We start from the raw sequence: 21,465 nt of genomic DNA on the forward strand, positions 1-21,465 counted from the left end.
GTTTTCAGGCATTCGGTTTGCGCTTTAGCTTGCTCAGCAAGGTGTCCAGCGACTTCTGATTCAGCGCCTTGGCCAACGGGAAGTCAGACGGCATCAGTGCCCCGGCGTGTGGATCAAGGCAGTGTTCGAGCAGTGCTTGCAGGTGCGTCAGCAGGCGCGCCGGCAGGTCGCGATCGGCGGCCGGGCTGACGCTGTGCCAGTGCAGGTGCAGCACGCCGTCTTCCAGCCATGCCACCACTTCACGGGCATGGCTCACCCGGTTAATGCCGGCAACCTCGGGCGGCGCCGCCAGTGTGCTGGCGCGCAGCCAACCGGCGGGCGGTTGCTCGTGGCCCAAATAGTTGAACAGCACGTCACCGGTGGCCGCCGGCAATTCACCGCGCAGGCGCAGCAAACCGTGGCCCAAGCCCTGGCCTGGAACCGCGCGCAAGGCCTCTTTGGCCTGGCGCACCCAGTCGCCGACGCTGCCACGCGCGTTCACCCGCAGCGGGAACAGGGTGGTGAACCAGCCCACGGTGCGGCTGACATCCAGCCCCGCAAAACCTGCATCACGGCCGTGGCGTTCCAAGTCGACGACGATGTCCTGGCGCTGCTCGACTTCCGCCAGCGTTGCGACGAGCGCGGCGATCAACAGTTCTTCGGGCTGGGTGCGATAGGCCGCATGGGACTCGGTCAACCATTGATGAGTGCGCGGCGCATCCCAACGCGCCGCCAGGGTCTCGCGCTCGGCCACCGTTGCCTGTGGCCGAGGGTTAGCAGCGACCTGGCTGGCCCAGTAAGGCTGTTCGGCGCCGACGTTGGCTGCGTGCGCGTGCATCTGCTCGGCCCACTGGCGATAAGCCGTGGTTTTCGCCGGCAGTGTCGCCGGCGTGCCGTTCTCCAGCGCGGCATACAGCGTCTGGAAGTCTTCCAGCAGCGGCGCCCAGGAAACCGCATCGATCACCAAGTGATGCGCCACCAGGTACAGGCGTTGCGGCGTGCCTTCGAGCAGCGCGGCGGCGAACAGCGGGCCGTGTTGCAGGTCCAGGCTTTGTGCGACCTGTTGCAGTTGCTCCACGTGCGTCACGCGGGTCAACTGCGCAGGTTCGACCGCAGCGATGTGCGCTCGCCATGCGCCGTCCACTTCGGTGAAGCGCAGGCGCAAGGCGTCGTGATGCGCGACCAGCCGATCGAGTGTCGCTTGTACGTGGGCGAGTTGCAGCGGGCGCTCGCTGTCGGCCAGCACCGACTGGTTCCAGTAAGCGGCCTGCGGTTGTTGCTGGTCAAAGAACCATTGATGCAGCGGCATCAACGGCATCGGGCCAACGATGTCACCTTGCTCGGCCACGGCCAGCAGTGGCGTGATCACCAAGGCCAGTGCCGCCGGGGTTTGCGCGCGGAACAGGTCTTTCGGCGTCAGCGCGTAACCGTGGTCGCGCAGGTGTGAGATCAACTTCAGGCCGAGGATCGAGTCACCGCCCAAGGCGAAGAAACTGTCTGCAGCACCGACCGCGCGGCCAGCGGTGAGGCTGTCGCCAAGCAACTCGCTGAACAGTTGGCACACCAGGCTTTCCAGCGCAGTGCGCGGCGCCACTGGTTCGTGCTGCGTCTGTGGCAACGGCAGCGCCGCCAGGGCTTTGCGGTCGAGTTTGCCGTTGCTGGTCAGCGGCAGGCTCGGCACCTCTACCCAGACCGCAGGCAGCATGTACGCCGGCAACTCGGCGCCGAGCGCAGCGGCCAGGTCCGGCTGCGGCGAGTGGCTGCTATAGAACGCCACCAGGCGGTTGTCGATGACCAGCGTGCACGCACCGGTGATGCCCGGTTGAGCCAGTAGCGCGGCATCAATTTCGCCCAGCTCGATGCGCTGGCCACGCAGTTTGACCTGATGGTCGAGGCGGCCGAGGTAGTCGACATTGCCGTCAGCGAGGAAGCGGCAACGGTCGCCGGTGCGGTACAGGCGTTCGCCGTCGACCATCAGGAAGCGTTCGGCGCTGAGGTCGTCACGTTTCAGGTAGCCACGCGCGACACCGACGCCACCGATGTACAACTCGCCGATGCTGCCAATCGGCAGCGGTTGCTGGGCGTCATCGAGGATGTACAGGCGCAGGTTGGCAATCGGTTTGCCGATGGGCACCACGCTATCAGTGACTGAACAGCGCCATACCGACACGTCAATCGCCGCTTCGGTCGGGCCGTACAGGTTGACCAACACGGCCGGGTGTTGCGACATAAAGCGCTGCACCAAGTCGACCGGCAACGCTTCACCGCTGGCAAACACTTGGCGCAGGCTGCGGCAGTCGGCCAGGCTGGGCTCTTCAACAAACGCGCGGAGCATCGACGGCACGAAGTGCAGCGTGGTGATCTGTTCCTGTTGAATCAGTTGGCTGAGGTAAGCCGGGTCACGATGCCCGTCGGGGCGTGCAACCACCAGCGTGGCCCCGGTGATCAGCGGCCAGAAAAACTCCCAGACCGACACGTCAAAGCTGTACGGGGTTTTCTGCAAGACTCGGTCGTTCGGGCCAATCGGGAACGCGTCCTGCATCCAGTGCAGGCGGTTCATCAGCGCGCCATGTTCGTTCATCACGCCTTTGGGCTGGCCGGTGGAACCCGAGGTATAGAGCACGTAGGCGAGGTCACTGGCGTGGACGCTCAGCGGGTCTGCGGCAGGTGCCTCTGGCAGCGTCTCCAGCGTCCAGGCGGTGTGGCCTGCGGGCAAGTGTGGCAGCCACTGCGCTTGCGTCAGCGTAACGTGTGCGTCTGCGTCAGCGATCAAGAACGCCAAGCGCGCAGCCGGCAATTCCGGGTCCAGCGGCAACCAGGCCGCACCGGCATGCACCACGCCGAGCAAGGCAACGACCATCTCCACCGAACGCTGCATGCACACCGGCACAATCGACTCGCGGCCAATACCGGCGCTGCGCAGGGCGCGGGCGACGGATTGCGCGCGCTGGTCCAGCTCGGCATAGCTGAGGCGCTGGCCTTCAAACACCAATGCCGTTGCATTCGGGGTCAGTGCGGCTTGTTGGGCCAAGGCCGTGTGCAGGTTGCTTGGGCCTTTATAGTCACGCTCGGTCGCGTTCCACTGCGCAAGCTGAGCCTGATCCTGCGACTGCGGGAACAGCTCGACCAGCGCGCGTTCCGGCGCAGCCACCAGTGCATCGAGCAGGGCACACCACTGCGCGCTCCAGCGTTGCATCGTCGCGGCGTTGAACAGCGCGGCCTGGTATTCCAGCGTAAGGCGCATGTCGCTACCGTCATCGTGGACTTCCCAGCTTTGTTCGAACTTGGCGTCGATGGCTGGCAGCGTTTGTTCCGTCAGGCTCATGCCAGGCCACTGGCGACTGTCCATGCGGCCGTGGTTGAGCGAGAACAGCACCTGAAACAGCGGCGTGCGGTTGAGGTCGCGGCGCTGGGCCACGGCGCCGACCAAGGTGGCGAAAGGCAGGTCGGCATGCGCCTGGGCGGCGCGCAGGTCGGCTTCCAGGTTGGCCAATAAGGTCGCCGCCGGGGCCTGTTGATCGACCTCGCTGCGGAGCACCAGCGTGTTGACCAGGCAGGCCAGCAGCGCTTGGGTTTGCGGCTGATCACGCTGGTCGGCCGGGGTGCCCAGGCGAATCTCGCGCTGGCCGCTGTAACGTGCGAGCAGTGCACTCAGGGCCGCCGCCAGCACCACGTACGGCGTGCTGCCGCGCAGCCGCGCAAACTCGCGGATCGCGGCGGCGCGCTGGGCGCCAAGGCTGACGCTCAGTTGACCGGCGCGCCGATCCGCTTCGGCGGCGCGTGGCTGGTCGAGTGGCAGTTCGAGGGCATAGTCGTCCTGGCCGAGGTGCTGTTTCCAGTAGTCCAGGCTGAGCTGGCGCCGGGCCTGAGTGTCCGCTTGGTGTTGCCACACGGCGAAGTCAACATAGTCGATCGCCAGTGCCGCCCAGCCCGGCGCTTGCGCGTCGAGGCCGGCACGGTAGGCCTGCGCCAGTTCGTCGATCAACAACTGCATGGCCCAGCCATCGGTGGCGCTGTGGTGCAGGCACACCAGCAGCAGGTGTTCGTCGCTGCCGTGGCGTTGCAGCAACTGCGCGCGCCACGGGGCGGCGTTCGCCAGGTCAAACGGGGCCATCAAGTCAGTTTGTGCCTGGCTACATGCGGTGTTCCAGTTATCGGTGGCAACCTCGATCACGCGCAGCGCCGGGCCTTGCGGGTCGATGAGCAATTGCGCTTCGCCGGCGACGTCGACAATGCGGCTGCGCAACACCAGGTGGCGCTCACTGACCAGGTCAAATGCCTGCCGCAACACGGGCACGTTGAGGCTGCCGCTCAAGCTCAGTGCGAACGGCATGTGGTATTCGCGCGACTCCGGCACCAAGCGGCTGAGCATCCAGAAGCGGTGTTGCGCCAGGCCCAGCGGCAATACTGCCGGGCGCGGTTGTGCAGTGATCAGCTCGCCAGGCAGCGCATCGCGCAGGTGCGCGGCCAGCGCCGCCACCGTCGGTTGGGCAAACACCAGCGCCAATGGCAAGCTGACGTTGAGGCGTTCACGCACACGGGCGACCAAGCGCGTGGCGAGCAGCGAATGTCCGCCGAGCTGGAAGAAGTTGTCGTCGATGCCTGGCAGCGGGCATTCCAGCACGTCGCTGAACAGTTCGCAGAGCAGCGTTTGCGTGGCGTTTTGCGGCGCCCGGTGCGGCTGTTCGCGGGGCGCGTCCGGCAGCTTGATGGCGGCGAGCGCTTTGCGGTCGAGCTTGCCGTTGCTGTTCAGCGGCAGGTGGTCGAGCTGCACCAGCAGGCTTGGCAACATGTGCGTCGGCAACTGATTGCTGAGTGCCGCGCGCAGGCTGGCTTCATCAGCGTCGCCACTCCAGAAACTCACCAAACGCTGATCCAGCAACAAGGTGGCGGCGTCACGCACGCTAGGCTGAGCCAGCAACGCGGCGTCGATTTCGCCCAGTTCGATACGCTGGCCGCGCAGTTTGACCTGATGGTCGAGGCGGCCGAGGTAGTCGATGTTGCCGTCAGCGAGGAAGCGGCAACGGTCGCCGGTGCGGTATAGGCGTTCGCCATTCACCATCAGGAAGCGTTCGGCGCTGAGGCCGTCACGCTTCAGGTAGCCACGCGCGACGCCGACACCACCGATGTACAGCTCGCCGATGCTGCCAATCGGCAGCGGTTGCTGGGCGTCATCGAGGATGTACAGGCGCAGGTTGGCAATCGGTTTGCCGATCGGCACCACGCTGTCGGTGACCGAGCAGCGCCATACCGACACGTCAATTGCCGCTTCGGTCGGGCCATACAGGTTGACCAGCGCCGCCGGGTGTTGCGACATAAAGCGCTGCACCAAGTCGACCGGCAACGCTTCACCGCTGGCGAACACTTGGCGCAGGCTGCGGCAGTCGGCCAGGCTGGGCTCTTCAACAAACGCGCGGAGCATCGACGGCACGAAGTGCAGCGTGGTGATCTGTTCCTGCTGGATCAACTGGCTCAGGTAAGCCGGGTCGCGATGCCCGTCGGGGCGTGCGACCACCAAGGTCGCACCGGTGATCAGCGGCCAGAAGAACTCCCAGACCGACACGTCAAAGCTGTACGGGGTTTTCTGCAAGACTCGGTCATTCGGGCCAATCGGGAACGCGTCCTGCATCCAGTGCAGGCGGTTCATCAGCGCGCCATGTTCGTTCATCACGCCTTTGGGCTGGCCGGTGGAACCGGAGGTATACAGCACGTAAGCGAGGTCACTGGCGTGCCCATCGAGTGCCGGGCTGTTTTCAGCGGCGGGCAGCGTGTCCAGGGTCCAGGCCGTGTGCCCAACCGGCAAGTGTGGCAGCCACTGTGCTTGCGTCAGCGTCACTTGGGCGTCTGCGTCAGCGATCAAAAACGCCAAGCGTGATGCCGGCAATTCCGGGTCCAGCGGCAACCAGGCCGCACCGGCATGCACCACGCCGAGCAAGGCAACGACCATCTCCACGGAACGCTGCATGCACACCGGCACAATCGACTCGCGGCCAATACCGGCAGCGCGCAGGGCGCGGGCGACGGTGCGCGCGCGCTGGTCCAGCTCGGCATAGCTGAGGCGCTGGCCTTCAAACACCAGCGCCGTTGCATTCGGGGTCAACGCGACTTGTTGGCTCAGGGCCGTGTGCAAGTGCGTCGGCCCGGGGTAATCGCGCGCGGTAGCGTTCCATTCAAGCTGCTGCTGACGTTCGGCGGGCGTCACCGCTGACCAGTCGCCAAGGCGCATCTGTGGCGTTTCCAGCATGGTTTCCAACAGCGCTTGCCATTGCGTCAACCAGCGTTGGGCGGTGGCGTGGCTGAACAGCGCGCTGCGGTATTCGAGCAACACCGACAGCACCTCGCCGTCGTGCACTTCCCAGTTCAGGTCGAATTTGGTTGCGCTGGCGGTGACCGCACGTTCGCTGACCTGCAATTGCGGCCACTGGCTGGCACTCGCGGCGCCGTTCTGCATCACGAACAGCACCTGGAACAACGGCGTCTGGCCGAGGCTGCGCTGCGGCGCGAGGTGTTCGACCACTTGATCGAACGGCACCTGTTGATGCTGTTGCGCGTCCAGCACGGTATTACGCACCTGATCGAGCAAACCGGCAAAATCCAGGCTCGGCTCCAGGTCGGCACGCATCACCACGGTGTTGACGAAGCACCCGATCAGCGGCTGCAACTCGGCCAAAGGCCGCTGGGCCACCGGGCTGCCGATGCGCACGTCGCGCTGGTTGGCGTAACGCCCGAGCAACAGTTGTGCGGCACTCAGCAGCAGCATGTACAGGGTCGCACCGCGCTGTTGCGCGAACTGGCGCAAACGCGCGGTCAGCTCGGCGGGCAGTTGCAACTGCACCGAACCGGCGCGCGGGTCGAGCACCTGCGGGCGCGGCTGGTCGGTGGGCAGTTCAAGCCGGTAGCCTGGGTCTTCAAGCTGCGTGCGCCAGTACGCCAGTTGGCTGTCGAACAGCGCCTGCTGCGCAGGCTCGCGTTGCCACACGGCGTAATCCGCGTAGTGCAGCGCCAGCGTTGGCAGGTTGGGCGTGCGGCTCTGGCAGTGTGCGCTGTAACACTCGGCCAATTCGTCGAGCAGGTTCTGGGTGGACGCGTCGTCGGTGGCGCAGTGATGCAGGGTCAGCACCAACAATGCCTGGCGGTTGCGCTGAAGCAACGTCGCGCGGATCGGCACTTCGTGCGCCAGGTCGAAGCGCTGCGCGGTGGCGGCCTGGATCGCGGCGTCGGTCAGTTGCTGCCAGCGTTGGTCGTCGACGGCATCCAGCGGCGTCAGGCCCAGCGGCAGAGCAAACGACGGCTCAATCACCGACGCCAAGTCACCTGCGGCTTCACGCACGATGCGGCTGCGCAGGATTTCGTGGCGTTGAATCACCGTGTTCAGCGCCGATTGCAGCGCCGCCAGGTTCAGCTCACCGTCGAACTGCACGGCGCTGACCGCATTGTATTCACTGACGCCGCTCAGTTGTTCGAGGAACCACAGGCGCTGCTGTTCGAACGACAGCGGCAAGCTGGCGGGGCGCTGCGCCGGTACAAAGGTTGCGGCAGGGCTTTGCAGCGGCTGCGTCAGCAACGCGGCCAGCGCTTGCAAGGTTGGGTGTTCGAACACTGCACGCAGCGGTGGCACCGAGGCAAATTGCTGACGCAAGCGTGCAAACAGCACCGCCGCCAGCAACGAATGGCCGCCGAGATAAAAGAACTGGCTGTCACGCCCGATAGCGCTCACCGGTACAGTCAGCAGCTCGGCCCACAAGGCCGCGAGTTGGCGTTCGGCGTCGGTACGCGGCGGGTCTTGCGCGTCCGGTTCGGCTTGGGTGTCTGGCGCGGGCAAGGCCTTGCGGTTGAGTTTGCCGTTATCGGTCAGCGGTAATTGGTCGAGCACCACGAACGCCGAAGGCACCATATAGTCGGGCAGCGCGGCGCCGAGGCTGTTGCGCCAGGCATTTACATCAGCCGCGTGGTCGGTGGTGACGTAGGCCACCAGGCGTTTGTCGCCGGGCACGTCTTCACGCGCCAACACCACCGCCTGACGCACGCCGGGTTGCGCGCCGATCAAGGCTTCGATCTCACCGAGTTCCACGCGGAAACCACGAATTTTGACCTGATGGTCCATGCGGCCGAGGTATTCAAGCTGGCCGTCCGGCAGCCAGCGCACCAAGTCGCCGGACTTGTACATGCGCGCCTTTGGCAGCGGCGAAAACGGGTCGTTGATAAATACCTTGGCGGTTTGTTCAGCGCGGTTGAGGTAACCCAAGGTCACCCCGGCACCGCCGATGTGCAGCTCGCCGGGCACGCCCACCGGCATCGGGTTAAGGAACGCGTCCAGCACGTAGGCACGCACGTTGGCGATCGGCCGGCCGATGATCGGGCGTTGCGGGAAATCCTCCACCGCGCAACCGGTGGCGTCCACCGTGCATTCGGTCGGCCCGTAGGTGTTGAAAAAGCGGCTGCCGCGTATTGCCGGCAGGCGTTGCCAGAGCTGCGCATCCACCGCGTCGCCGCCAAACAGCACAAAGCGCGGCAGGTAGGTGTCGCCACGGCGCACGCCGTCGGTTTCGAGCAGGTTTTTCAGCTGCGCCGGGGTGCATTCGAACGCGTCCAGGCGCGTCTCTTTGAAAAACTGCGCGAGTGCAGCCGGGTCGTAACGCACGTCTTCGGGCGTGAGGTACAGACTGTGGCCGTCGAGCAGCAAGATCAGCTCGGCGACGGAACTGTCGAACGCGAATGAATAGTTGAAGCTGGTGCGCATCGGCTGATCGGTGTAGCGCCGGTACAGGCCGTGGATACGCGCCCACGCGAGGTTGACCACGGACGCGTTGGTGACCAGCGTGCCTTTAGGCTTACCGGTCGAACCCGAGGTGTACATGATGTAGGCCAGGTCATCCGGCCCCGCGACTGGCGCGAGGTTGTCGCCTGGCTGCGCGGCGAACAGCGCGGCATCGGCGTCCAGGCGCAAGCGCGGCAACTGGCTGCCGAGCTGTTCGAGCAGGCGTTGCTGGCCGAGGAACAACAGCGGTTGTGCGTCTTCAAGCATGTACGCCAGGCGCTCCACCGGGTAGCTCGGGTCCAGCGGCACGTAGGCGCCACCGGCCTTGAGAATGCCCAACAGGCCGATCAACAGCTCCAGCGAACGCTCGACACACAGCGCCACCGGGCTATTGGCAACCACGCCTTGCGCCCGCAGCGTGTGCGCGACCTGGTTGGCGCGCCGGTTCAATTCGGCGTAGCTCAGGCGTTGGCCTTCAAAGCACAACGCATCGCGCTGCGGGGTGCGCTCGGCTTGCTGTTCAAACAACTGGGCGAAGGTCAGGTGCTGCGGCACCTCCATCTCGGTGCGGTTCCACTCGACCACAGTGCGTTGCCATTCCGCCGGCATCAACAAGGGCAGGGCGGCGACTGCGCGCTGTGGCTCGGCCAGCGTTTGTTCCAGCAAGTGTTCCAGGCGCGCGAGGGTTTGGCGCGCGCTGTCTTGGGTAAACAGGTCGAGGGCGAACATCAGCTCCAACTGGATCGGCGCATTGGCCGGGCACAGAACGTGCAGGTCGAGGTCGCATTCGGAATGTTTGAGCGGCGTGTCGAGGGCTTGGAAGGCCAGCCCCGGAAACTGCAAGCGCGACTCCATGGCCAATTGCTGCGCGACCATCACTTGATACAGCGGCGCATGGCTGAGGCTGCGCGGCAGTTGCAGGCTGTCGACCAATTGCTCGAACGGCAAGTCCTGATGCTGCAGGCCTTCGCGCAAACGGCTGGCGATTTGGCTGACCAACTCACTGAAGTCGGTTTGCGCGGTAAAATCAGCGCGAATCGCCAGGTTGTTGAGCAAGATCCCCAGCAAACCCTCGGTGCCTGGTTGCTCGCGGTGAGTCACCGGCGTGCCGATCAGCACCGTGGCATCGCCACTCAAACGGTGCATCAGTACCGCAAAGCCTGCGAACAACACGCAGAACGGCGTGGTGCCCAAGCGACTGGCGAAGGCTTGCACGCGGCCGCTCAGGCCGGCGCTGAGTTCACGCTGTACCAGGCCTGCGCGGTAGCTTTGCACCGACGGCCGTGGGTGGTCGGTGGGCAACGCCAGCAACGGGCTGGCGTCCTGGTCGCGGCGGTCGAGGGTGCGCGTCCAGTAATTGAGTTGACGCGTGAGTTCGGCGCCTTGCAGGTGCTCGCGCTGCCACAGCGCGAAGTCGGCGTATTGCAGGGGCAGGGCGGGCAATTGCGCGGCGCTGCCGTTGCAACGCGCTTCATAGCCCAGCGCCAGTTCGCGCAGGGCGATGGTTGCCGACCAGGCGTCGGAGACCAGGTGATGCAAGGCGATGCCCAGCACATGCTCGCCCGGCGCCACTTTGAGCAGGCGCGCACGCAGCAGCGGTGGCGCCGTCAAGTCGAACGGTTGTTCAAAGGTCGCTTGCAGCGCGCTGAATTGCGCGCCCTCACGCGCCGTGGCGCTCAGGTTCGACACATCTTCGAACGGCAACGCGAAGTCCAGCGCCGCGCTGATCTGCTGGCTGGGCACGCCGTCGACACTGCGGATGCCGGTGCGCAGGATTTCGTGACGTACCAGCAAGTCATTCAGGCTCGCCTGCAGCGCTGCAATATTGAGTTGACCTTCAAGGTGCAGGGCAAACGGGATATTGAACAGCGTGGTGCCCGGTGTCAGTTGCTCGATAAACCACAGCCGTTGTTGCGAGAACGACAACGGCAGCAGCGCTGGCCGAGGCTTGGCCTGCGGCGCACTGTGCGCGGCGGTGTGCGCTGTGGCGGCGTGCGCCTCACGCTCGGCGATGGCCACGGCCAGCAGCGCGACGCTCGGCTGTTCGAACAGCACGCGCAGCGGCAGGTCGAGTTTGAACTGGCTGCGCAAGCGCGCGACGATCTGGGTCGCCAGCAGCGAGTGGCCGCCGAGGGTGAAGAAATTGTCTTCCACGCCGACGCTGTCGCGACCGAGCACCTGCGCCCAGATAGCGGCGATGGCGGCTTCGCGTTCGTTGCGCGGTGCGATGCTTTCCAGCGTGTCGGCCTGCCAGTTCAGTTGCAGCGCGGCGAGGGCTTTGCGGTCGACCTTGCCGTTGTTGTTCAGCGGCAAACGTGGCAGGCATTCAAACGCCGCCGGCACCATGTACGGCGGCAGTTGCGCGCGCAGGTGTTGGCTTAAACCGCTGTCGCCCAGCGTGTCGTCATGCGCCGACCAGTAGGCCACCAACCAGGCTTCACCGACGCTGTTCTCGCGCAGCAGCACGGCGGCTTCGCGTACGTTCGGGTGCTGCGCCAGGCGGTGTTCGATTTCAGTCAGTTCGATGCGGTGCCCGCGCAATTTGACTTGCTGGTCGCGCCGGCCGAGGTATTCGATCACGCCATCGGCGCGCCAGCGGCCGAGGTCGCCGGTGCGGTACACGCGGCCGTCGAGGTGCGGGTGCTGGATAAAGGCCTCGGCGGTACGCTGCGGGTCGTGCAGGTAGCCACGGCCGACGCCGACGCCGCCCACGCAAATTTCCCCGGCCACGCCAATCGGCACTGGGCGCAGGGCTTCATCCAGCACGTACAAGCGGTTGTTGGCCGTCGGCTGGCCGATCGGCATATGGCTGATGCTGGCGTGCGGCGCTTGGGTAATCGGTTGGAACGCCACGTCATCCGAGCATTCGGCCGGGCCATAAGCGTTCATCAGCGCGATGCCGGGGAACCGCGCAAACCAGTCGCGGGCCACCGTCGGCGGCAGTGCTTCGCCGGTCGGCAGCACCCAGCGCAGGTCCGGCAGTTGCAAGTCGCACGGGCACAGCGCAAGCAGCGTGCGCATCAGGCTCGGGACGATTTCCAGCACATTCAGGCGCTCGCTGGCGAGCACCTGCAGCAGGCGTTGCGGGTCGTGGGCAATCTCGTCCGGCAGAATATGCACGGTCGCGCCGAGTACTGGCGCGGCGAGGAACTGCCACACGCAAATGTCGAAAGCCACCGACGCGGTCTGCGGGATGCGGTCAGCCGCGTTCAGCCCCAGCGCCGGGACTTTGCCAAAAATGTTATTGAGCATGCCGCGTTGTTCGATCATCACGCCCTTCGGCGTGCCGGTCGAACCCGAGGTGAACAGCACGTAAGCCAGGCTGTTCGGGCTGCCAAGGGGCGCCAGCGGCGCGTCGTTCGGGGTGTTCCAGGCCGCTTCGGCAAACAGCGCCGTGGGCGCGAGGTCGAGGCCGCTGAGCAATTGATCGAGTAGCGCGTGGCAATCTTCAGTCGCCACCAGCAGCGGCGCGCGCGACAGGGTGAGGATCTCGCGCAGGCGCTCCGGCGGGTGGTTGACTTCCAGCGGCAGCATCGCCGCGCCGGCCTTGAACACGGCAATCATGCAGGTTAACAACGCCAGGCCACGCGGCGCGACCAGCGCGACCAACTGGTCTTCGCCAGCACCGGCGGCGCGCAGCGCATGCGCCAGGCGGGTGGCGCGCCGGTCCAGCTCGGCGTAGGTCAGCGACTCGCCGTCGCAGACTGCGGCAATCTGCTCGCCGCGCTCTGCGACGTGCCTGGCAAACAGCTCGGCGTAACTTTTGCCCAGCGCAAAATCGTGCGGGTTCACGGCCCATTCGCCGAGCAATTGCTGACGCTCGTCAGTGGCCAGCAGCTCGAAACTGCCCAGCGGCGCCTCGGGCGCGGCGAGCATGCCGCGTACCAGGCTCGCCAAGTGGCCGAGCAAACGCTGCACGGTGTCGGCCTCGAAACGTTCACGGTCGTACGACACGCGAATGCCCAGTTGCTCGCCGGGCAGGATCACCACGGTCAGGCCGTAGTGGGTGTGCACGCTGTGGTCCATGCCATCGAGGGTGAACTGGAAACCACCGTGCAGAATCTGTTCGTCAATCGGCGCGTTTTCAAACACCAGAATGCTGTCGAACAGGGTTTCGCCACGCGGGAAATCGCTCCAGCCCTGAATGTCGGTGAGCGGCGTGTGTTCGAAGTCGCGCATGTCGACGTTGAGCCCTTGCAGCGCGCTGAGCCAATCACCCAAGCGCGCTTGCGGGTCGACGCTGACGCGCAGCGGCAAGGTATTGATGAACAGGCCGATCATCTCGCCGACGCCGGTAAGCTCGCCGGCGCCCGGCCACGGTGACGCCGAAGACCACGTCGCGTTGCCCGCTGTAGCGCGACAGCAGCAGCGACCATACGCCCTGGAAAAACGTGTTCGGGGTAATCCGGCGGCTGCGGCAGAAGCTGGCCAGCGCCTGGGTTTCGCTCGCGCTGAGGTGAATCAACTGATCGGCGACCAGCACCGCGTCGGTGTAGCGGTCGCGCGTCACGCCATTGTCGACCGTCAGCGCGGTCGGTGCGTTAAGCCCCTGCAACTGACCGCGCCAGAACTGCTCGGCTTTGCCAGCGTCCTGGCGTTGCAGCCATTGAATGTAGTCACGGAACGGCCGAGGGCTTTTGATCTGTGGCGTGCCACCGTTGCACAAGGCCTCGTAGACCTTGAGAAAGTCCACGGTCACCAAGGAGATGCACCAGGCGTCCATCAGGATATGGTGGAAGCTGCGGATGAATTCATACGACTCGTCCGCCAGACGCACCAGGCGAAAGCGAATCAGCGGCGGTTTGGACAGGTTGAAGCCGAGTTTCTGCTCGTCTTCGAGCAGCGTACGAATACGCGCTTCCTGTGCCGCTGGCGCCAGCCCGCGCAGGTCGAGGGTATCCAGCGGCACCTTGACCTCGCGGTGGATCACCTGCACCGGTTGCTTCTGGGTTTTCCACTGGAAGCTGGCGCGCAGCGACGGGTGCAACGCGACCACTTGACGCCAGGACTCAAGGAACGCGCCTTCATCAATGGCCCCACCGATGCGGTAACGATCCTGCATCAAGTACACGCCGGAGTCTTCGTGCAGCAGGGAGTGAAACAGCATCCCTTGTTGCAGCGGTGACAGCGGGTAGACATCTTCGATCGGATTGCGGGTGGTCTGTTCGGTGGTCATTCAAAACGTCCTGCAAAAAAAGGGGCTACGGCGCCGGGCGCGGCGGTTACAGGTCGGCGTCGTTGAGCTCGGCCATCAGCGCGTTGAGTTCGTCTTGCGACATCCCGGAGGCACTGAACTCGGCGCTCTCGGCTTCGACATGGCGAGCGTCCAGCGGCTGCGCGACGCTGGCCATGGCGGCAATAGTCTGGTGTTCAAACACATGCTTGGCCGACAGCGCGATGCCGTGCTCATGCGCCTGCGCCACCACTTGCAGGCTGAGGATCGAGTCGCCGCCAATCGCAAAGAAATTCTCGGTGACGCTGATGCTCGACAGCTTCAAGACCTTGGCGACGATGCCGTGCAGCGTGGTTTCCATCGGCGTGCGCGGGGCAACGTGGGTGCTTTGGTCAAAGGCGTCCGGGTCGGGCAATTGGCGCGTGTCGAGCTTGCCGTTCGGCGTGCGCGGAAACGCGCTGAGGGTCAGCACGCGCGCGGGCACCATGTACGACGGCAAGCGCTCGCCCAGGTAGCGCTTGAGCGCTTCCGAATCCGGCGCGTAGCCATGCGCGGCCAGCACGTAGGCGAGCAGGCGTTTGCCGGCAGGTTGGTCCTGCACGATCACCGCGGCTTCGCGCACGTCGCTGTGGCTGCACAGTTGGCGCTCGATTTCGCCCAGCTCGATGCGGTAGCCGCGCAACTTGACTTGATGGTCCTTGCGCCCCAGGAACGCCAAGCGCCCGTCGGCCAGCCAGCACGCCAGGTCGCCGGTGCGGTAGGCGCGGGTGCCATCGGCGAGGGTCACGAAGGCCTTGGCGGTTTCAGCGGGTTTGTTGCGATAACCGCGCGCCAGGGTCGGCCCGGCAAGCACAATTTCGCCGGGTTCGCCGATACCGCTGGCGGCCTCGTGCTCGTTCAATACGCGCAGGTCCATGCCGGCAATCGGTCGGCCGATGGTCAAGGCGCGCTCAGGGCTGAGCACGTCGCAGGTCGCCCACACGGTGGCTTCGGTCGGCCCGTATTCGTTGACCAGCAGGGCGTGCGGCAAGGCTTTACTGTGCTGGGCGATCAGCGACGGCGGGCAGGCCTCACCGGCGACGATCCAGCAGTGCAGGCTGTCGGCGCTGCCGAGTTGATCGAGCAACGCCTGGTACAACGACGGCAGCGACAGGCCATGGCTGACGCGGTGCGCGGCGATCAACTGCGCCAGGCGCGGCATGTCGAGTTCTTCACCCGGCGCCGGCAATACCAGGCGCCCGCCTTGGGCCAGGGTCCAGAAAATACCCGCCACCGAGCTGTCGAAGGCAAACGAGGACAGCAGCAGGTAAGCGCTGACTGGCGCCGCATACGCGGCCATGCGCACCTGCGTTGAATAGCTCAGCGCGGCGTGGCTGATTTCCACCGCCTTGGGTGCGCCGGTGGAGCCGGAGGTGTAGATCAAATACGCCAGGTCATCGGCGTGGGGCAGTGGCAACGACGGCAAGGCTTCGCCGCCGTGCAGGTCGTCCAGCACAAAGCATTGCAGGCCAGCCGGCACGCTGTCGGCCAGTTCCGGGCTGACCACGATGTGCGCGATGCCGCTGTCGGCGAGCATGTAAGCGCGCCGCTCCTGCGGGTAGCTCGGGTCGACGGGCACATAGGCGCCACCGGCCTTCAGCACGGCGAGCATGCCGACGATGGCGGCGTTGCTGCGCGGGAACAAAATGCCCACCGGCACGCCCGCGCCGATGCCGGCGTTGACCAGTTGGTGCGCGAGTTGCGTCGAGCAGGCGTCGAGTTGCGCGTAGCTCAGGTCGCCATGTTGGTCACTGAGGGCGACGGCGCTGGGGTGTTGCTGCACTTGGCGAGCGATCAGCTCGACCAGCGTGACCGCTTCGATCTGCGGCGGTTGCGCCTGGCTCGCGATGATCTGCGCCTGCAGCGGGCCGTTCATCGGCAGTTGCGCCCACGTGTGTTGAGGTTCGGCCAGCGCCGCCAGCAGCAACTGCGACCATTGTTCGGCGAGGCAGGCGGCCGCTTCCGCGCTGAGCACGTTGCGGTCGTAGATGATCTGCGCGTTGAGCTGGTCGGCGCCTTGATGCACGTGCAGGCATGCCTTGGCCGGGCTCATCACCGCGCTGGCGTCGCGTTCACGGGCGTCGCTTGCACGCCAGGCAAACGCGTAGCCGCCCTTGAGGTCTTGGGTGTAATAGTCTTGCCAGCCCGTGGCATGTTCGACCACGGCGCTGACGTGGCGGCTCTGTTCCAACAGCGTGGCCTCGGCTTGCAGGTCGATGCGCACGGGCAGGGCTTGCTCAAACAGGCCCACGGCGCTGTCGAGTTCCGGGCCTCGGCTGGCATGCATCAGGCTGATCGGCACGTGTTGTTGCCCTGACAAACGCCCCAGCAGAACGGCCCATGCCGTCAGCATCAGGTCGGCGGTCAATGCCGGCTGCAATGCCGGCTGCAATGCCGGGTAGTACGCCAGGTTCACCGCCACGCGCGCCGGGGCAAACCCGCCGCCCAGCGGCGTTTCCAGCGACAACTGCAAGGCGTGCTGTTCGCTGTCGGCCGAGGGATTCCAGAACGCCGTACCGGGGTGCTCGGGCGCGTCTTCGCTGAGGCTCCAGCGCCACTCCGCGTAGTCGGCGTATTGCAGGGTGTCGGACAGGTCGGGCGGGGTGTCTTGCAGCAGGGCCTCGGCCAGCAATTTCAGGCTGGTGAGGTCGAGGTGGCTGCTCGCAGCGGCCAGGTGCAACTGCGGCCCATCGGGCAATTGCAGCAGCGTGACCGCCAGCGGTTGGCTCCAGTCGCGCGTGGCCAGTGCGGCCTGTTGCTCAGCCGGGCTGAGGTGACGCAAATCCTTCAGCGTAACGCTCAGCGAGGTGGTGTCATGGATCACCTGCACCGGGTGGCGCAAGCCCGGCACGCTGGTCAGTTGAGTGCGCAATATCTCGCTGCCGTTGGCCAGCGCTTGCAGGCGCTGGGTCAGCGTGTGGGCGTCCAGCGTCTGGCTGATCGACCATTGCAAATGGCAACTGAACGGGTGTTCGGTTGCACCGTTGAGGTGTGGGTACAGCGCCGCCTGTTGCGGCGAGATGCGAAAACCTTGAAGTCCGTTCATGTTCAACTCAACTGCAAAATGGGGTAAGTGGCGCTCACACAGCCACGTCGCTGGACAGCAAGGCCTCGGCCATGCCGGTCATGATTGCGCGCTTGCCGGTGAAGGGCTCGCGACCATGCACCGCCAGCATGTTGTCGATAAACAGCACGTCGCCCTGTTGCCAGGTAAAGCGCACCAGCGAATCCAGGTAGGCAGCGCGCAGCGACTCCAGCACCTGCGGCTCGATCGGTGTGCCGTCGCCATAAAAGGTGTTGGTGGGCAGGTCGAGGTCGTTGAAGTTGCCTTGCAGCGAGTCGCGGATGGCCGGTGGCAGGGTGCTGATGTGAAAGAAGGTCGCGTGGTTGAACCAGACTTCTTCGCCAGTGCGCGGGTGACGCACCGTCGCCGGCCCGCGTTGGCGGGTGCGCAGGCGGTTGTTTGGTTTCCATTCGACTTCAATGCCGACGCTGGCGCAGTAGGCTTCGACTTCGCTGCGCTCCGAGGACTGAAACACGCTCTGCCAGGGCAGGCCGAAACCGTCGCCGTAGTTGCGCACGTAGAGCACGCCTTTTTCACTGAAGCGTGCTTCGATTTCCGGGCTGATGCGGTTTTTTACCGCTCGCGTCGAACCGATTGGGGTTTCGCCGCCGGTCTCGGAAGGCAGTTGGCAATAGAAGAACAGCCGCAGCGGAAAGCGCGGCGAATACGAATGCTCGTTGTGCGGGAAAATCATCTGGTCGGCCGGGTAATCGGTCGAGGTGTAGATATTGCCGCCGACGCGGGTACGCGGTGAGGCGCGGAACATGTATTCCAGCGCGCCGGGCGACAGGGCAGCGATCACCTGGTCGAATTGCTCCACCGACGCCACGCCGAACCCGCGAAACAGCAGGGCGCCGTAGTGCAGCAGTTTTTGTTCGAGGCTTTCACGTTCGCTGGCGGCCCAAGCGGCGAGGTCGACGCCGCTGACTGTCGGCTCAATCACCAGCGGCAAGGCGTGGTCGGGGCTGAGCAGGCGTTCGCTGACCAATGGCTGTTGCGCGACGTTCAGCGCTTTGCGGCGTACACCGCCGAGTGTGCGGGGTGCTGGGGGCGCGATAGGCATACAGGCATCCACCTTATCAAAGGGTCAGTGAGCGACGTTTGGTGTGCAGCAACTGGCTGCGACCGGCGAGGGTTTGCGACTGTTGGGCGTCACGGCGCACGGCCTGGTCCCAACCGTCGAGGCGCTCGGCCAGTGCCGGCAGCGGCTCGCCGAGCAGGTCGCGGGCTTCGCCCAACAGGCGCGTCCACAGGTGTTGCAGGCGCTCGGCGCGTTGCGGGTCGAAGTACTCGCCACGGTATTTGAGGGTGGCGTCGATACCGTGGGCGGCATGCACCAGGTCGAGTACCAAGTGGAAATCCCCCGGCGCCTGTGCCACCGCCATTGCCGTAAGCTCGGCGCCAGCGAGGGTGGCGGGTGCCACGCGTGACGGCTGATAGTTGAGCTTGACCTGAAACAGCGGCGAATGCCCCGGGCGCCGTGCGGGTGCCAATGCGGCGACCACCAGGTCGAACGGCAGGTCTTGATGGGCGTAAGCCAGTCGCGCCTGATCGCGCACCTGCTGGAAAAACTCAGCCAGGGTTAACTCACCCTGCACGTCGCAGCGCACCGTGAGTTGGTTGACGAAAAAGCCGATCACCTCGTTATGCGCGGCCAGCGGGCGGCCGCTGACATCGGTGCCGAGCAGGAACTGCGCCTGGCCGCCCAATTGTTTGAGCACCAGTTGGTAGCTGGCCAATAACAGCATGAACAGGGTCATGCCGTGTTCGCGGGCAAGGCTTGCCAGGCTGTCGCAGGTGGCTTGAGGCAGGTTGAAGTTCAGGCTGTGTTCGGCGTGCGTGCTGCCACTGCCGCCCAAGTCGAGGCTTTGCGGCACGTCGGCCAGGTGCTCGCGCCAGAACGCTTGCTGCGTGGCGATGCGTTGCGGCGTCCAATGCGCGGCTTCCCAGCGCGCAAAGTCGAGGTACTGCACGGGGCTGGTTGGCGCGGTTTCGGCGGCCAGTTCGGCGAGCAATAGTTGCGCGGAACGGCCATCGAAGGCGATGTGGTGCAGCGTCAGCAACAGGTGGTGTTGCGGCGCGTGGCTGATCAGATGAGCGCGCAGCACGGGGCCGTGCTCCAGATCGATCGGGCTTGCGTGTTCACGGTCCAGGCAATCCTGCAACTGAGTATGGCGGCTCAGCACCACCGCGCGGGTGGGCAATACCCGCTGTTGCGGCCCTTCGGCGCTGTCGTGGTAGACCGTGCGCAGCACACTGTGACGCTCGACCAGTGCATTCAGCCGTTGCGATAACGTATCTACATCAAGTGGGCCTTGCAGCGTGAGGTGCAACACCAGGTTGTGGCGGCTGTCTTGTGGGTTCAATTGATGCAGAAACCACAGCCGGCGTTGCGCGAAAGATTGGCGGCTGTGGCTAGCGGTGGTACTGGTTGCGGCCTCGGCAATCGGCGCTGGCGTACTGAGGTAGACCAGCAGCGCGTGTGCCCATTCGGCAAGGCTTTGCTCGCCGAACAGGCTTTGGGTGTCGAGGTTCCAGCCGAGGTCGCGGTGCAGGCGCGCGGCAAAGTCGGCGACGCCGATGGAGTCCAGGCCCAAGCCGATCAGGCTGAGTTCGAAATCGACTGCCAGGTACGGGTTGATTTCAGCCAGGGTCTGTTGCAGCCACTGGCGGCACGTCGCAGTGCTGCCGTGCTGACGCAGGTGTTCGACGTCAATGCGTTCGACAGGCGCGGCAGTTGCAGCACCGCTCTGGGCGATGATGCTCAGCGTACCGGCGGCGAGTTGCGTGCGCGCCCCTTGGCGGGCAATTTTGCCGCTGGTGGTCATCGGAATGGTGCCGGCTTGCACCAGCACAATCTGGTCAATGCCGCAGTCAGCGGCTTCGCGCACGGCGGCTTGCATTGACGCAAACAGCGCGGGGTGGTGCGCCGGGTCGACGAATTTGCGTTGCGGTTCGGCGACGATCACCAGTTTTTCGCGGCCCAACAGCGGGTCCATCTGCGAGAAGGCGGCGATGCGCCCGGTGCGAATGCCTGGCTCGCTGTCGGTGATCGCAAACTCGATGTCGTGAGGGTAGAGGTTGCGGCCGTTGAGGATCAGCAAGTCTTTCAGGCGCCCGCAGATCACCACTTGGCCTTTGTGCATAAAACCCAGGTCGCCGGAGCGCAGGTAATGCCCAGGCTCGCCGACAATTTGCGCCTCGAACGCGATGCGGCTGGCTTCGGGGTTTTGCCAATAGGCCTCGGCGTTGCTTGGGCCTTGCAGCCAGACTTCGCCGATGCGGTCGGCGGCGCAGCGCTCAAAGGTCTGCGGGTCGGCGATGGCGATACGGTGCAGGGCCTGCGGGTAACCGCAGGCGACAAATTCCACGGCCGCCGCGTCGCCGCCTGCGAGCACCGCGCGGCCGCTTTCCAGCACTTTCTTGTCCAGGCGCAACACCACCGGCAGCGCGTCGGCGGGCGTTGCGCTGACACACAAGGTGGCTTCGGCCTGGCCGTAACCGGGGCTGATCGCCAGAGGGTTGAGGCCGCAGACGGCAAAACGCTGGGCGAAGGCGTCGAGGGTGCCGGGGTGGATCGGCTCGGCGCCGTTGATGGCGTGCCGCCAGGCGCTCAAGTCGAGCTGGGCAATCAGGTTGTCGCTGACCACACGGTTGCACAGCGCGTAGGCGAAATTCGGCGCGAAACTGGCGGTGGCGCGATAACGGCTCAACGCCTGTAACCACGTCGACGGCGAATTGACGAAGGTTTGCGAGGCGATCAGGTAGCACGGCATGCCGCTGTAGAGCGGCGCGAGTACACCGCCGATCAGGCCCATGTCGTGGTACAGCGGCAGCCAGTTGACCATCGCGCCGTGCTCATCGAAGCCATAGGCCTGACGCATCAGCTCGACGTTGGCGAGCAGGTTGCGCTGGCGAACTTCAACCCCTTTCGGCGTGCCGGTGGAGCCCGAGGTGTATTGCAGGAACGCGACGCTGGCGCCGTCCACCGAAGGCCGTTGCCATTGATCGGCGGCAGGCGTGCCGAGGTCGCTGACGGTGAACACGTCGATGCGATGCTCCACCAGCTCGCGCAGCGCTTCGCAGTGCTCAAGCGGGGCGAGGATCAATGCCGGCTGCGCATCAACCACCACATTGCGCACGCGGTCCAGGTGCCGCGGTTTGCGCGACGGCGGCGGAAACAACGGCACGGCGATCAGCCCGGCATATAAGCAGGCGCAGAACGCGCGAACATAGTCGAGGCTGCTGGGCAGCATCAACAGTACCCGCTCGCCTGGTTGGCAACGCGCTTGCAAGGCGGCTGCCAGCGACTGGGATTGTTCGTGCAGTTGAGCAAAGGTGAGGGTTTCGCCGATCTCGACGCCGTCAGGCAAAAAATGCAGGGCGGCACGCTGCGGGAAGTGCAGGGCGTTAGCCTCCAGCACGTCGATCCAATGATTGAAGGTAAACATG

5 protein-coding genes are annotated in these 21,465 nt (G+C 65.2%); all 5 read right to left on the reverse strand.

What is annotated here, in order from left to right; translation table 11 throughout:
- Window positions 1–4: 4 nt before the first annotated feature.
- The 5 genes from F0169_RS09635 to F0169_RS09650 are packed head-to-tail and all read right to left on the reverse strand — an operon-like array spanning window position 5 to window position 21,464.
- Window positions 5–13,018, reverse strand: a complete 13,014-nt coding sequence (locus tag F0169_RS09635) for a non-ribosomal peptide synthetase (protein ID WP_277755325.1) — start codon at window positions 13,016–13,018, stop codon at window positions 5–7.
- Complete coding sequence (locus tag F0169_RS27815; protein WP_277755326.1) at window positions 12,951–13,913, reverse strand: condensation domain-containing protein; 963 nt, start codon at window positions 13,911–13,913, stop codon at window positions 12,951–12,953. The genes F0169_RS09635 and F0169_RS27815 overlap by 68 nt, the downstream gene beginning before the upstream one ends.
- Window positions 13,914–13,959: 46 nt before the next feature.
- Complete coding sequence (locus F0169_RS09640) at window positions 13,960–16,995, reverse strand: non-ribosomal peptide synthetase (protein ID WP_152746360.1); 3,036 nt, start codon at window positions 16,993–16,995, stop codon at window positions 13,960–13,962.
- Between the two features lie 34 nt (window positions 16,996–17,029).
- Window positions 17,030–18,076: a TauD/TfdA family dioxygenase gene (locus F0169_RS09645; RefSeq protein WP_152746361.1), complete on the reverse strand. Its 1,047-nt coding sequence runs from the start codon at window positions 18,074–18,076 to the stop codon at window positions 17,030–17,032.
- Between the two features lie 16 nt (window positions 18,077–18,092).
- The gene (locus F0169_RS09650) at window positions 18,093–21,464 is read right to left on the reverse strand and encodes a condensation domain-containing protein (RefSeq protein WP_152746362.1); all 3,372 of its coding nucleotides are present in this window, start codon (window positions 21,462–21,464) and stop codon (window positions 18,093–18,095) included.
- Window position 21,465: the final 1 nt, after the last annotated feature.

The organism is Pseudomonas kitaguniensis, assembly GCF_009296165.1.
Classification (GTDB): domain Bacteria; phylum Pseudomonadota; class Gammaproteobacteria; order Pseudomonadales; family Pseudomonadaceae; genus Aquipseudomonas; species Aquipseudomonas kitaguniensis.